The 14,330-nt window shown below is 40.3% G+C and carries 12 protein-coding genes; 4 read left to right on the top strand and 8 right to left on the bottom strand.

Going from position 1 to position 14,330, the window contains the following annotated elements:
* Positions 1-2: 2 nt before the first annotated feature.
* From QUF94_RS01815 to QUF94_RS01790, 6 genes are all read right to left on the bottom strand, one after another.
* A complete protein-coding gene (locus QUF94_RS01815) occupies positions 3-167 on the bottom strand; it encodes a hypothetical protein (RefSeq protein WP_289314350.1) in 165 nt (54 codons plus the stop codon).
* Between the two features lie 234 nt (positions 168-401).
* Entirely contained in the window at positions 402-2,408 is a 2,007-nt protein-coding gene (locus QUF94_RS01810; RefSeq protein ID WP_289314349.1) for a penicillin-binding transpeptidase domain-containing protein, read from the bottom strand.
* Between the two features lie 204 nt (positions 2,409-2,612).
* Positions 2,613-2,774, bottom strand: a complete 162-nt coding sequence (locus QUF94_RS01805) for a hypothetical protein (RefSeq protein WP_289314348.1) — start codon at positions 2,772-2,774, stop codon at positions 2,613-2,615.
* Positions 2,775-2,826: 52 nt separating this feature from the next.
* Entirely contained in the window at positions 2,827-3,081 is a 255-nt protein-coding gene (locus QUF94_RS01800) for a hypothetical protein (protein ID WP_289314347.1), read from the bottom strand.
* Entirely contained in the window at positions 3,039-4,475 is a 1,437-nt protein-coding gene (locus QUF94_RS01795) for a hypothetical protein (RefSeq protein WP_289314346.1), read from the bottom strand. Before QUF94_RS01795 ends, QUF94_RS01800 begins: the two co-directional genes overlap by 43 nt.
* Before the next feature lie 639 nt (positions 4,476-5,114).
* On the bottom strand, positions 5,115-5,432 hold the full coding sequence (locus QUF94_RS01790; RefSeq protein WP_289314345.1) for a hypothetical protein: 318 nt from the start codon (positions 5,430-5,432) through the stop codon (positions 5,115-5,117).
* 544 nt (positions 5,433-5,976) lie between these two features.
* On the opposite strand from QUF94_RS01790, the gene QUF94_RS01785 reads away from it, so the two are divergent.
* Complete coding sequence (locus QUF94_RS01785; RefSeq protein ID WP_289314344.1) at positions 5,977-6,870, top strand: helix-turn-helix domain-containing protein; 894 nt, start codon at positions 5,977-5,979, stop codon at positions 6,868-6,870.
* Between the two features lie 177 nt (positions 6,871-7,047).
* On the opposite strand, the gene QUF94_RS01780 is transcribed toward QUF94_RS01785, so the two are convergent.
* On the bottom strand, positions 7,048-7,272 hold the full coding sequence (locus tag QUF94_RS01780; RefSeq protein WP_289314343.1) for a hypothetical protein: 225 nt from the start codon (positions 7,270-7,272) through the stop codon (positions 7,048-7,050).
* Between the two features lie 115 nt (positions 7,273-7,387).
* Between QUF94_RS01780 and QUF94_RS01775 the strand changes: the two genes are divergently transcribed.
* Both QUF94_RS01775 and QUF94_RS01770 read left to right on the top strand, forming a co-directional pair.
* On the top strand, positions 7,388-9,013 hold the full coding sequence (locus QUF94_RS01775; RefSeq protein ID WP_289314342.1) for a hypothetical protein: 1,626 nt from the start codon (positions 7,388-7,390) through the stop codon (positions 9,011-9,013).
* Positions 9,006-11,978 (top strand): DEAD/DEAH box helicase, encoded by a 2,973-nt coding sequence (locus QUF94_RS01770; RefSeq protein WP_289314341.1) that lies wholly within the window; start codon positions 9,006-9,008, stop codon positions 11,976-11,978. Before QUF94_RS01775 ends, QUF94_RS01770 begins: the two co-directional genes overlap by 8 nt.
* A gap of 157 nt (positions 11,979-12,135) precedes the next feature.
* On the opposite strand, the gene QUF94_RS01765 is transcribed toward QUF94_RS01770, so the two are convergent.
* A complete protein-coding gene (locus QUF94_RS01765) occupies positions 12,136-12,744 on the bottom strand; it encodes a LysE/ArgO family amino acid transporter (RefSeq protein WP_289314340.1) in 609 nt (202 codons plus the stop codon).
* A gap of 31 nt (positions 12,745-12,775) precedes the next feature.
* Between QUF94_RS01765 and QUF94_RS01760 the strand changes: the two genes are divergently transcribed.
* Positions 12,776-14,314 (top strand): aminotransferase-like domain-containing protein, encoded by a 1,539-nt coding sequence (locus QUF94_RS01760; protein ID WP_353957733.1) that lies wholly within the window; start codon positions 12,776-12,778, stop codon positions 14,312-14,314.
* The last annotated feature ends 16 nt before the right edge of the window (positions 14,315-14,330 follow it).

The raw sequence follows: 14,330 nt of genomic DNA, 5'->3' as shown, positions 1-14,330 counted from the left end.
CCTCATTCCAATTCTATTTGTCTTTCAAAGATTTCCGGACGCATTAATCCTGATACGTTCAATCCAATGGCATGGGGGAGTATATAATAATCCTGGATGATGTCACTGCTGCTGAACCATGTTCCATGATTTTCATTCCTTGTTTTTAACTCCTTTTTGGATGACAAACTTTTAAGGTTTACTGAACTCTCTTTTTACATTCTGTATGTACGACTCATTATCCTTCAAATCCAACCTTTAATATTGAGGTTGAATAACATAACGTTTTTGATTATTTATGAAGGTACTGAAATCCTTAACCGTTAAAAAATAAAAAGCCGGACATGGAAGAAAACATGTCCAGCTTTTTATTTGGTAAATGCTCGATGCATCTAACCATTTTTTGATGGGTACTTATTTCTTTACTTTAAATACTTCTTCAAAACCGGTTTCATATGATCGATAGCGACATGGCTGCCGCCCCGTCCTTTTACATCCTCTACCATCCATGCCATGAGAAGTTCTGGGTCTTCTAAGTCCATTGCAACAAACCAACCATTTTCTGTTCCGTCAGCGTTTTTGGATGCCTTGATTTCAGCAGTTCCCGTTTTGGCTGCGATTTTTATGCCAAGATCATTTATTCCATGTCCGCTTCCCTTAGGATGTTCCACTACTTGTGTCAGCATCTTGGTGATCTGATTTGCTTGGTCTGCTGATATGGCATTTTCCTTCCATATTTTCTTTTCCATTTTATCTCCTGTTATTAACGAAGGTGCCAGGATGTTTCCTTCATTCAAGAAGGCTGAATAGGTCATAGCGAGATGAAGAGTGCTCATTTGGACTTGAGCTTGACCATATCCAGCGTCTGCCAAGCGTCCTTCACTGTCGATTTTACCAATGCTCGATGCTTTGATCGGATAATCGTAGTTCAAAGCTTCATCAAATCCGAATGCCTTGAGTCCATTTGAGAATTTTTCCTTTCCAAGCCCCAATGCTTTTTGGGCAAAATAAATATTGTCTGAATAAATTAATGCCTTTTCCATATCGATTGGAACACCGGGGTCAGAAACCCTTGTAATGGAATGATCTTTCCATGTCGATTTGGCCCACGTTTTTCCTTGGATATTTATTGTCTCATTCGGATCCACACCATTTTTCAAAGCGATTGCCGCAGTAATCGCCTTAATGGTTGAACCAGGTGCAAACGTCGAACTGAAACGGTTTAAGAGCGGTTTTTTTGGGTCTTCTTCAAGCGCTTTTTGTTCCGCTTTTGTTATTCCGAATATATATTTATTAGGATCAAATGACGGACTTGAAACAAGTGCAAGCGTTTCACCACTTTTCGGATCAAGTGCCGATGCTGATCCAACTTCGTTCTTATATTGCTTAAAGATATCCTTTTGAAGCTCGGCATCGATGGTCAATGTAATTGTTTCTCCCTCTTCAGCAGGCTTTTCAGCAATCACTTTTTCTTCGCCATCTTCTGATTTAATAAAGATTTTACCGCCAGGTTTCCCTTTAAGCCTTTCTTCTAAAACTTCCTCAAGGCCCCGCTTGCCAATAACGTCACTTGCGGTATAACCTTTCCCTTTCAATTTCTCCAAGTCTTCGGCTGATGCCTCGCCGACGTATCCAATTAGATGGGCAGTCGCCTCTTTATATGGATATATGCGTTCTTCCGTATTATTGACCGATACCCCAGCAATGCTTGATAGCTTTTCCAAGGTCGCGGTATTATCGTTTGACATTTTCTTGATGGGGACGAAATAGCTGGGCTTCACCCATGATTGTTTTAATTTCTGATTCACTTCGTCGGTGGTCATATTGAGGATTCCAGCGACCTTTTTAACTGTTTCGGATTCATTGGCCATTTTCTCTGGCACAATTCCTACTTCTGCTACCGTTCCATTCATGGCAAGACCGCGTTCATTTCGATCGACAATTTCCCCGCGAATGGCTGGATAAGATTCAACAGATATCTTTTCATCGGCTTCCAATTGAGGGAATATATAGCTTTCATCCCACTGGATGTACCAATTTTCTTCCTCACCTTCCCCTTCCTTGACAAGGGTCGCTTTATGGTCAGAGCTGACTGCACCTGCCATAGTGGACATATCAACGGTATAAGCAAGGTTCACCTTTTCTCCATCTTTATGATTTTTTTCTTCTTTTGGCTGTTTATAGTCCACCTTTAATTGGTCGACTTCTATGCCCGTATAAATTTTTTCATAACGTTTCGCAAATTCATCCGCACTGATTTCTTTCTTTGTCTCCGGTGACAGATAATCGTACATCTTCGTAAAATCCTGTTTATTCCAAAGCTTCGTATATGCTGCAAAGCGATCTTCTGGAGTTGGCTCATCCGAGCATCCTGCCAGGAACAATACGCTCATTAACAATAAGCTGGAAACTAAAGCTAGTTTCTTCATGATTTCCTCCTAATGAATAGTTAGAGTGATATACCTATAGTTTATCAAAATATTAGGGGAATGGGGGATTTTGTATGACCGATTTCTTGATTTTGCTAATTAACCATGTTTTTTCTAAAGCAAAAGTCCTGTACATATTGTACAGGACTTCAGACTATAGACAACTTCGAAGAAAGCGAGTTTGCCTACAGTTTTTTAAACGTTTCAGTTGTTTTCAGAAATCCGTTCCCTTTCCGCCGACTGTCTGCCAAGCCGCATCAAAGCAAGTGTCTGTGGGGTCCCGGCTAGCCAGTTATTCAGCAGGAGTGTCGCAAATCCCTTCAATCCAGTGAAGATTTCATCTACTATAATAAAGTAAAAAAACATGAAGGAAATTCAAGTTTTCTTTTAAATTCATGGTTTGAAATAAAACCAGCAGCTACAGTTTTTTCTTAAAAAAGGTCCAGTTGTTTTCGGAAATCCGCAAATCCTTTCCGCCGACCGTCTGCCAAGCCGCATCAAAGCAAGCATCCTGCGTGGTCCAGGCTAGCCAGTTATTCGGCAGGAGTATCGCAAATTCCATCAAACCAGTGAGGGTTTCATCCACTAATCGTTGGGTGAGGCAATTCCTAATTCCCCTTTTTCGAAAAACTAAAGCATTCTTTTTTTTCGGCTTTTTTTCTCTTGCAACCATTTTTTCAAGAAGAAAAAGCCCAGGATGCTCGAAATGATGAGACCGCTCGTCGTCACCATGACAGCTACCCATTCGTATAGGGAGTAATTCATATATGCTTTCCACGGTAACTTCCCTTTCCAATCTTCAATATATAGATTCATTCCGAATATCCCGGAAATAACGGTATAAATCGTTAGTATTTGCAAGAGATAATTACTGCTTTTCCCAGCCAGTTTATCCTGGTTTTGATAAAGGTAGGAAAGTGTTTCCTTCACTTCTTTATAGAGAGGGGCGATCCTGAAGGTTTCATCCGTTTTTTTGAATAGCTCTTTACCGATAGCCGTACTATTGACTTCAGTAAATAAATATTTTGCAGAAAACTCAGTGATCATGAAAATCAGCTGTTCCGTATCCGATTGATCTTTTTCCACATCTATTCGGGAGTGTTCATGAGCCAATTTGAGCAGTACGATTTTATAATAGAAGAAAAGCAACACCGTGTAAAAGTGCTGGCCGTACATTTCGCTTGCCAGTTCCTGTTCCAGTTTACCTGTCGCTTTCGTGACACACGCGAAATGATACATGCTTGTTACATAATAGGTTTCCTTGCCCCACCTGTCATAAACCCTTTCTTGATAATACCTTTCAATATAATCAGGGTTTAATGCGCCTATATATGGCTCCCCATCATTGTCATACCCGTTCAGTTCACTGATCCGGAATAAGTCAGTTTTAGAAATATCACGATTCTCAGGGAATGCAATGTAACTGATCACGTACATTCTTTCATCGATGAAGAAGGGTAAACTTCCAAAATAGGTCGGGTCCGCTTGTTCTTCATCCATATATTCTTCCATTGGCGGCAATAGTTCATTGAAGATGAAATCCTTCACCTGTTCATACTGATTTTCCCTACAGCCGACTTTCGTTTTTTCTTCGTCATCAGCAATCGGTTCAAGGATTCGGAATGTATCTCCAAAATAGAGAACATCATTATATGAAAGTCCTTCAGGTAACGTAACACGGAGATTCATCATGCCAATATGAAATGGACATATGAAGATATCTATAGAGTTAATAATAAATGGGGTATTTAAATAGGGTGATTCGAAGGTACAATCAATATCCAGTTTTTTCGTAAAGCGCCGCAAGCCTTCCTTCTGTTTTGCGTTTCCTGGAAATAATATCGGCTCGATGTAAGGCATGAAATACTTTTCCAATTTACGGTGTGAAACTTTATGGCTACCATAAAATTGATTTTGTTGTTCCATATCTTTCAAGTTCAGAAAAACGAAATTGTCCTCCAACAACTTTTCCACAAACTTTTCAATCATATTTCCTTCAAGCGTAAACGGAAAAATGTACTGCTGGAAAGTTCGCTTCGTGGCATCATTCTTATCTTTCACATCCATAAATATATTCCTCCGATTAAACCTGCGACAAACAAGGGTTAATTCATTTATTTAATTATTATTTACCCATGTATATACAAACAAAACGAAACATATTATAGAAATAAATTGGACAAATTGACCAAATAAAAAAAAAGATCCCCCAAGCAAGTGCTCGGGGGCCATCGAAAAGAGTTCTTCAACCCTCTTCACTTTAGGGTACTAGAAACTGATGTTTCTAATGAAAAATCCGATATTCGGACCATTTTAGCATTTATTTTCAGGATGATAAACCGCGAAATCCCTCCATATTTGGGCTTTAGAACTAAGTATTATCTAATTAATCCTTATATACAGAGATTCACAGATGAAAATATAACTTTAGGAATAATCATAAGATTTTCATTGAACCATCCATAAATCATGAAAATCACGTTTTAAATAATGGAATAAGGGTAAATAAAAAAAAGCAAAGGAGAGACATCATGAAATCCGATAACAATAAACAACACTTTAAATTTTTCGAAAGAACAAATAACTCAAAACCAAGTGAAAGGAAACAAATGAGCGATTTCATCAAAAAAATGAAAATGAATTCTCAAAACTCTCATCTAAATGGTAAAAACTCATGACATGTATGGTGTCATGAGTTTTTATCGTTTAAAATGCGATTTCATTTCCGTTAAGGTTTTGCCTCACACATTTTTTGATACCGATTACATTCAAAAAATGTTGAATTTTCTTCATGGAGGTTGCCTGATATTCATCTACAATCGAAAATTCTTTAATATAAGCGATTTTTTCTTGTACATCTGTATCTATATGATCTTGGCTGTATTCTTTTCCATCTGATTTTTTGCATGTGTACACCACAGCTTCACCAATATTCCTGGTTGCCTTATCAAAAGAAAAAGAAAACACAATGGCACATTCATCATCGTAAAAAGAGGGTTGAACTTTCATATTAATATCAATCATTAACCTTACACCTCTCTCCGTTTTATTATTTACACTATAACAAAATTAATAAAAGGAAATAGGCGTTCCAAACTACGCTCACGTTTCTTCCACACCTACCAAATGGACCTTTCACCCCCATTGCATGGATAATTATAACTAAAGGAATATGCGCAAAAGAATAATCTATTAATAAGAATAAAAAAAACACCTTCATATGAAGATGCTTGAATGAATAATAGGAAGCTTCATTACTTATTTATATAAACCTGGAAGTTCTGCGTAAAGGCCTGGTAATTCGCTTGGGACAATAACAAAAGCAGCGATGATAAGAAAAGATACGACTAATGCTTTAGTACTTTTTTTCATAGGTCATTCCTCCTTTTCTTTTAAAAAAATATTGGTTAAAATAGAAATTAATTCTATAGTTATATTTAACCACATTTCTTAAAACCATTAATTTCGACTAAAGAATCTATTTAAACCATTCAGGACCTGTACATACAGCTTTCACCGATTTTTCATAACAAAATATAACTCTAGGCATATTTTAAGGAGAATCAAAATGGATTTTTTTGCAGTTGGACAAAAGATCAAAGAGCTACGTAAACAAATCGGACTTTCCCAGGAAGAGTTGGCATCCGGTATTTGTACACAAGCACAGATCAGTAAGATTGAAAAGGGCGATGTCTATCCATATGCATCCACTCTCTACTTAATTTCTCAACGTTTAGGCGTTGATGTAAACTATTTTTTCGATATTGGTATGACCCCTAGGCTGGATTATGTCGAAGAAGTGATTTATCAATTAAAAATAGCCAGAAGAACCCGAAATTATGAAGAAATGCAGCAAATTGTTAAGGCTGAGGAGAACAGTCCGCTCTTTCTTCAGAATAAAAAGAATCATCAATTGATTCTTTGGCACAAGGGAATATACGAATATGAAAAAAATAAAGATTTAGATAAAGCCATTGAGTTTATTAATCAGGCCATCGCCATCACTCATACGACTGATAAAATTTATTCGGAACGGGAGCTTGAAATCTTGAGTAGCCTTGGTGTGATGTATGTTGCCGAAGAACAATACGAAAATGCCTTTGCCTTGTTAAGGAAAGCTTTAGATCACTTGAAAGCCCTGCCCTTTTTGACCGATAAAACGCTAAAGACACGCTTATCCTATAATTTCGGCAGAGTCTTAACACGCCTGGTCCGATATGAAGAATCCATTGCCTGCTGCCAAGATGCCATAAAGTGGTGCCTCGAACATGATCAATTATATGCGTTAGCGGATTTACATTACCATTTAGGTTACAATTTTGAACTCGTAGGTAACTTTAAAGAGGCAAAAGAGTACTTGGAAAAGTCAGCATTTCTCTTCACATTACAAAAAAATAATACCTTCGCTACATTCATCAACAAAAAGTTGGACAGTTGGAAGAATGAAATGAAAATAAACTAATTCTATATATAAAGCCATTCCCACGGGAATGGCTCTTCCCATTCACCAAGAATATGTATAAGCTCTCGACTCATCATTTCCAAAACCTCTATTCTACATTTCAAATTCCAAGCCAAAATGAAGTATAATAAAGAGATGCTTCAAAAACCCACTTTTAAAAATGGTTCCTGCCCCTCATCACTTGGCTATTTGGCAATGTGAAGCGGATGAAGGATTTGTGGCATGGTTAGCATGAATGCTAGTTTTTCCTGTTTGGAAGGCTATATATCCGAACCGCTTATATTCAAGGGGGTTTTTGACGATATTGACTTTTACAGGGGTTAAATGAAAAGACGGAAAGAGAATGGCCACGAAAAAAGTCAAGCATGGTACATATGCTGTGATGGCTTTTAAAATTGTCACTGTGGCAATTCCTTGGTTAACCCAGGCAAGACTACGATTGTTAAAGTACTGATGGTTCATGATCATACAAAAATATAATTTTGGTAAACAGGGCTTGACCCTGAAGGAGGAGAGTATGGAGCGGGAGTTGTTGTTAGTTGGGGAGCGGCTGGCGGAATTTTTGGAGGCCGGGAATCCGGAAGATTCGGACGTGGTGAATCAAGGGCTTCAGTTATACCGTCAGGGGCTTGTTGATATTAAAGAAGAAGCGGCAGATACGATTACGGCTGAGGTACAGGATGAAACGCGCTTTAAGGCCAGGCTGAACCTACTCTTCCCTCAGGATGGAAGCTGTACATGTGATTCAAGGTTCATTTGCCGGCATCAAATGGCCGTTTTCTTTTCTTCGTATTCAGAACACGCTAGTGTTTCCGACTGGCTGAGCGAATGGAAAGCACCAAAAAATACCTCAACCGCCCAAGCACTGCAGCAAGTAAAACGGGCGAGTGATTTACTTAAACAGGCTGGGGAGAAATCCATCACCTTAGATAAAAGCTATCCATCATGGAAGCAATTCGTGAATGTTACCTTTGAGGAACATGTCGAGCCTCATATTGGCGAGCCTACTTATATGATTGAAAACCATATACAAACTTACTTAAAACGCCTTAGCTCTAAAGCTCCAATGGAAAGGGAATGGAAACTGCTTTACCATTTCGTTACGCAATTTTGCACGATGCAGCTGACACTGAGAATGATTCAGTTACATAAAAGTCAGACGCAAATGATCCGGGTCTTTTATGCACTTGCTGTCGACCTAGCAGAAGAGCTTCATGAAACGGTGCAGCCGCTTAGCCGGCAAGCTAGGCCATTCGCCTTTGATCCCTTCGTTTTCAGCATCAAGGAGGATGTAGCCAAGCTGCTGGATGGAGGAGATGGTCTGGAATATGAAAAGATCGACCTCTACCGGGAGATTTGGAGCTACTTATTCTCCAACTCCTCATGGCGTAAAGAGGAACTGGAACGAATCAAGAAAGAACTTCCTGAAAAGTATATGGGCACGACTGAGAGGACGTCCTATTCCCTCGCAGCCATTCACCTATCCCTTCTGGATAATCATGATAAGCAAGCGATTGAACTACTCCATGAATTGAAGAAGGAAGCCTGTCCATACATTTTTTATTGGCTGAACCTCCTGTCTGAATCAGACAACCGGTCACGCGCCATCCCTTTCATTGAATTCATCAACGCTAATGTCCAGGAGTTTCTTGCGGATTTATCCGATTATTATCAGCGGGTAGATTTCGTACGGACCTTTACGACTTTAATTAACAGTTGCTGTTATAAGCTAAAACGAACCGATTTGCTTGAGAAATTTTACAGAGCTACACTTCCGCACAGCTATTGGAATTATGCAAATTTCCTTTTTGAACAAGGACAATATAAAAAATGGGTGGAGATGCATATTTACTCAGAAATCAGCATTGACTTAATCAGCAGTGAATCCATCAAAGAAGTGGTCTCAAAAGAACCGGAACTAATCTTGCCCCTATATTATCATGCAGTTCAGGAAAAAGTTTCCTTAAAAAACCGACCTGCATATAAGCAAGCTGTCCGTTATTTGAAAAGGATGCGCACCATCTACAAAAAGAGCAAAAAGGAAGACGTATTCGAACGCTATATACTTTATGTAGCTGATTCAACCAAACGGCTTCGCGCTTTCCAAGAAGAACTAAAAAGGGGTAAGCTTATCGATGTTTAATCCAGGGAAATTAAAAATCAAAATAGCGGCTCTCGAAAACGGATCCTACGCCCTTGGCGTAGTCAATGAAGAGAATACCTTCCTCAATACCAATTATATACGCAGGCTGTTATTCAATTGGGATGACGCAAGCTTTTATGGTACTAAAATGACCACGGATTTAGTTGATGGAAGTCCTGTATTCATTCTTGACGCTTGGGGACTTCTCAACTTTTTTGCAAGGGAAAGCTTTAATTCCTTCATAGAATGGGAATGGTCCGAGATATCCTCCCTTTGCCTGTCGGCAGCGCCTGTGCTTCATGAATCCATAGAAGCTGGAATCCCCGTACCGGATTTCACTAATCTTCAGTTGGACTCCATCGGCTGGAAGCTGCCGGAAGAGGTGGAGGAGGAATTCGTCCCTTCGTTTTGGGAAGAAGAAATATCTTTGGATCTCCCTTCACCTGAACTGGAAACCAATCGTACATTTATCGAAAAGTGGTATAACGGTGCCGCTAATATGTATTTAAAAAACTATTCACCCATGCAGCATAAATGGAGTGAAGCCGTCGGGGCATTAAAGGATTCACGGCTTTCTCCCGAAGAATTGCAATCCTTTTTTGACAAAGACAGCTGGCAGGAATGGCTCGGGACCCAACCCGATCCCAAACCATTCACTATAGGCCTCCGTTTAACTGAGCCTCCTGATGGTAATGGGCCTTGGATACTCGATGTCACCCTTCGTTCCAAAAAGGATGAGAATATCATCGAAACATATACAGGAAAGAAACTGCCGCGTGGCTGGAATAAGTATGCAAGTGAAGTGGTGCGTGCTACGAAACGCTGGCAACTCGTCGTGCCATGGCTTGGAGAGAATGGACGTCTAAAAAGGGAGATTTCGGAAACGGATGCATGGGAGTTCTTGACCGACGCAAGCGAAAAACTCCTGTTTCTTGGCGTCGAAATTCTCCTTCCATCCTGGTGGCTTGCCTTGAAGGAGTCCTCTTTGAAGGTTAAGGCAAAAGTAAAGAGCCAATCAAATCGCGGCCCTTCTTATGTCGGGTTAAAGGCTTTAATGGACTTTGATTGGCGTTTCTCATTAAATGGCAAAGAGCTCACTGAGGCGGAGTTCGAGGAGCTCGTCAATGAAAAAAGGCGGCTTGTTTTCATCCGTGGCCAATGGGTCAAGCTTGATCCCGCTTTCATTAAACAAATTCAGGAGCTGATGGAAACGGCTAATGAAAAAGGAATCCAGCTGACTGATTTGCTGCAGCAGGAATTGTTGAATGGCGTAAATGAAGATAGCGATAACGATTCTGAAAACGACGAAATGCTCCGGATTCAATTTGAATTGAACCAGGAGCTTCGTAAAATGGTGGGAAGACTCAGGGAAACAAAAAACATATCCGTTTTGCCCGTCCCCAATACACTTCAAGGCGATTTACGACCTTATCAAAAACTGGGCATGAGCTGGCTCCTTTTTTTAAGGGAGCATGGTTTTGGTGCTTGTCTAGCCGACGATATGGGGCTTGGGAAGACTGTCCAGATGATTGCCTACCTCCTTCATGTGAAAGACAAAGAAGGAGCAAGTAAAGAGCTGCCCACTACTCCCTTGGACGAACAAAAGAGTGAAACGATCATCGTCGAAGAGGAAAGTAACGAAGAGAGCAGCGATGAGGCTGAGGTGAATACCTCTCCACCCGAAACCGTCTCTGTACAATCGGCGCTCATCGTTTGCCCAACATCAGTATTAGGCAACTGGCAAAAGGAATTGGAAAAATTCGCACCAACACTTAAAGTTCACCTTCACTACGGTTCAAATCGGGCTAAGGGTGAAGCATTTACTAAACTGGCAGCGGACCACGATATTGTCTTAACATCCTACGGCCTGACCCACCAAGATGTAGCTGAACTGTCCTCCATCCATTGGAGCAGCGTAATCCTTGATGAGGCACAAAACATCAAGAATGCCCAAACAAAGCAATCCAAAGCGGTCCGCAAGCTAAATGGCAGGCATCATATTGCCTTATCGGGTACGCCAATGGAAAACCGTTTAAGTGAGCTATGGGCGATTTTCGACTTCATCAATAAAGGTTATCTTGGAACGCTAGGTCAGTTTCAGGAAAAATATGTGGCGACCATCGAACGTGATGAACAGAAGGATAAAGTCAAAGAATTACAGCGTTTGATACAGCCATTTTTACTCCGCCGTACAAAACGCGATAAAGAAGTCGCACTTAATCTCCCGGATAAGCAAGAACAAAAAGAATTCGTACCGCTTACCACAGAGCAAGCGTCGTTGTATGAACAATTGATCAAAGATACATTTACTGATATCGAACAACTGTCGGCCTTTGAAAGAAAAGGCATCATCCTGCAGATGCTGAATAAGCTAAAGCAACTCTGCAATCACCCAGCTCTTTACTTAAAAGAGATGGACAAGGAAAACATCATGAAGGCGCCTAACCGATCAGGCAAACTCGAGAAGCTGACTGAGCTTGTCGATGCTGTCCGCGAACAGGATGAAAGCTGTCTCATTTTTACACAATATATCGGGATGGGCAATATGATGAAAGAATTGTTGGAAAAACGGTATGGCTTTGAAGTGCCATTCCTGAACGGGAGTGCGAACAAGAAACAGCGTGATGAAATGATCACCCGATTCCAAGATGGGGAGTTCCCTATCTTTATTCTCTCGCTGAAAGCAGGTGGCACCGGGCTCAATTTAACAGAAGCAAACCACGTGATTCACTATGATCGCTGGTGGAACCCAGCTGTTGAAAATCAAGCCACCGACCGTGCATACCGAATTGGGCAACAGCGTTTCGTTCACGTTCATAAGCTAATATGCACAGGGACACTGGAAGAAAAAATCGACCAGATGCTTGATAAAAAGCAAGCCCTGAACGACGAAATCATCAGCAGTGACAACTGGATCACCGAACTTTCCACAGAGGAAATCAAGGACTTGGTTGCTCTTCAATAATGTTCTCACACTCAAACACCCGCTCTCTCGATATGAAGATGAATGAGTGCGGGGTGTTGCTTATCAAGACATAAAAGGAGAATACATATAATATGTATTCTCCTTCATTTTTTTAAAAGTGCCCATAAAGTGGTTAATGCTGCACAATATCATTTTTTCAAAAAAACGATTTCACCATATAGAGAGCCGTAATCCAGATGATGAGTGCAGAGATTTTATTTAATATTCCAAGGAATTTGCCTGATGTATCAACCTTTTTCAGCAATCGTCCCGCAAGACATAATCCATGGAACCAGCACCATGACACAACGATGCATGTTCCCGTGAAAATCATTTTATCAGTTCCTGAGTAAACAAGTGAGCTAGAACCGATTACACCTATCGTATCTAAGATTGCATGTGGATTGAGTAATGATACCGATAAAGCAAATACAATTTGTTTTTTAACGGACATTTGCATAGTTTGAGCATCTGACTGTGTATTTGCTTTGGCAGACCAAATCTGAAAACCCATATACAATAGGAATATAACTCCGATTATGATTAACGTAAGACGCAACCAATCATATTGCATGACAATCAACGATACACCTAAAATGGCTAACAGAATGAGTACGGTATCACAAATGGCAGCTGTGATCGTTGCAGGCAATGCTTTTTTTAACGTAGGTTGGATTGCTCCTTGATTAAAAATAAATACATTTTGGACTCCTAATGGCAGTATCAGTCCTAATGCCAATAATAATCCATGAAAAAATGGTCCCATACGAATACCTCCCTCCCCCACATTCAGTATAATGAAAAAAACAAAGGAAATGACCATCCAATTGGTTGGTTTTCAATCCAACCAATTTATAATGAATATAGACCTGAAAGGAGTGATTTTTCGTATGATCATCGAATGGAGACCTAACCGGACATCCAACATATCACTTCACCAACAAATAGTGGATTGGATGAAACAACAAATAACAAGGGGGGAATGGCCCGTTGCGACCAAGCTTCCAGCACAACGCTCATTGGCCTATTCCTTTGGCGTTAACCGAAGTACCATCATTACAGCTATAGATGAGTTGATTGCAGATGGACTTTTGGAAACCAAGGTAGGGTCCGGTACATTCGTTTCGAATAACACATGGAATGTGCTCGTCTCCAGCAAACAGCCCGACTGGAGAAACTATGTCCGGAATGGCCTTCATGAACCTAATTTAAAAACGATTCAGGACATTAATCAGTATGAAACAGACACCACCATCATCAGATTAGGCACGGGCGAACTTTCACCGTCTCTCCTGCCGACAAAAAAAATCGAAAAGACGCTGCATTCCACTTCTTTCGATGCCCACTCATTGGGTTATTCTGAACCAAAGGGCGATAAAAGGCTCCGCCAATGTATAAGTGTTTATTTAGAAACAAAAGGGGTCAAGGCAAGCCCCAGCTCCCTCATGATCGTTTCTGGCGGGCTTCAAGCACTCCAATTGATTTCAGTCGGTTTACTTCAAAAGGGATCAATGATTTTACATGAATCCCCTTCCTATTTAAATTCTGTTCATCCTTTTCAATCAGCGGGCATGAACTTAGTAGGTTTATCAAACCAAGGCCGTGAAAGTATTCCCACACAAATGAAGCGCATCATTGAAAAGAAGAAAGCTTCATTGTTTTATACTGTTCCAACGTTCAACAATCCAACAAATACTACATGGACAAAAGAAGAAAGACTAAGCCTCCTATCCATATGCAAAAAAGAACAGATTCCGATTATTGAAGATGACGTATATAGTGACTTGTGGTTTGAAAAGGAACCACCGCTACCTATAAAATCACTTGATGCAGATGGCCTTGTATTGCACATTGGCAGTATGTCCAAAACGTTAAGCCCCGGATTGCGCATCGGATGGGTTGCTGGTCCAATAACTGTGATTGAACGTTTAGCAGATATTAAAATGCAAATGGATTACGGTTCCAGTGCACTTTCCCAATACCTTGTGGCAGAATGGTTGGCAAGTGGTCAATATTCAAAGCATTTAGAGTGGCTAAGGCATGAGTTGATAGTACGTAGAGATTTTACATTATCTCTACTCAATCAATATTTTAAGGGACTGGCCGAATGGAATATACCTCAAGGCGGATTTTATATATGGTTAAAATTATGTAAACCCATCGTGAATCCAAATCTTTTCAAGCAAGCGATAAAAGAGAACATACTCCTTAATCCGGGGTACATATATGAACCAAATGACACGACACATCTACGGCTTTCATATTCATACGCCTCGGAGGACCAATTAGCTTATGGCATTCAAACCCTTTCAAAGATCATTCGTTCGTTAGTTTGAATTCTTGAATGATCAA

It is taken from the genome of Peribacillus sp. NJ4 (assembly GCF_030348345.1).
GTDB lineage: Bacteria > Bacillota > Bacilli > Bacillales > DSM-1321 > Peribacillus.
Note: the sequence above shows the minus strand (reverse complement) of the source record. Positions and strands in the feature narration are given on the sequence as shown.

Coding starts and splice junctions, on each gene's coding strand:
- QUF94_RS01795 (WP_289314346.1), bottom strand. CDS start 4,475: ATGGATGTGAAAGATAAGAATGATGCCACGAAGCGAACTTTCCAGCAG.
- QUF94_RS01775 (WP_289314342.1), top strand. CDS start 7,388: ATGGAGCGGGAGTTGTTGTTAGTTGGGGAGCGGCTGGCGGAATTTTTG.
- QUF94_RS01785 (WP_289314344.1), top strand. CDS start 5,977: ATGGATTTTTTTGCAGTTGGACAAAAGATCAAAGAGCTACGTAAACAA.
- QUF94_RS01810 (WP_289314349.1), bottom strand. CDS start 2,408: ATGAAGAAACTAGCTTTAGTTTCCAGCTTATTGTTAATGAGCGTATTG.
- QUF94_RS01765 (WP_289314340.1), bottom strand. CDS start 12,744: ATGGGACCATTTTTTCATGGATTATTATTGGCATTAGGACTGATACTG.
- QUF94_RS01805 (WP_289314348.1), bottom strand. CDS start 2,774: ATGTTTTTTTACTTTATTATAGTAGATGAAATCTTCACTGGATTGAAG.
- QUF94_RS01770 (WP_289314341.1), top strand. CDS start 9,006: ATGTTTAATCCAGGGAAATTAAAAATCAAAATAGCGGCTCTCGAAAAC.
- QUF94_RS01790 (WP_289314345.1), bottom strand. CDS start 5,432: ATGATTGATATTAATATGAAAGTTCAACCCTCTTTTTACGATGATGAA.
- QUF94_RS01760 (WP_353957733.1), top strand. CDS start 12,776: ATGAAAAAAACAAAGGAAATGACCATCCAATTGGTTGGTTTTCAATCC.
- QUF94_RS01800 (WP_289314347.1), bottom strand. CDS start 3,081: ATGGTTGCAAGAGAAAAAAAGCCGAAAAAAAAGAATGCTTTAGTTTTT.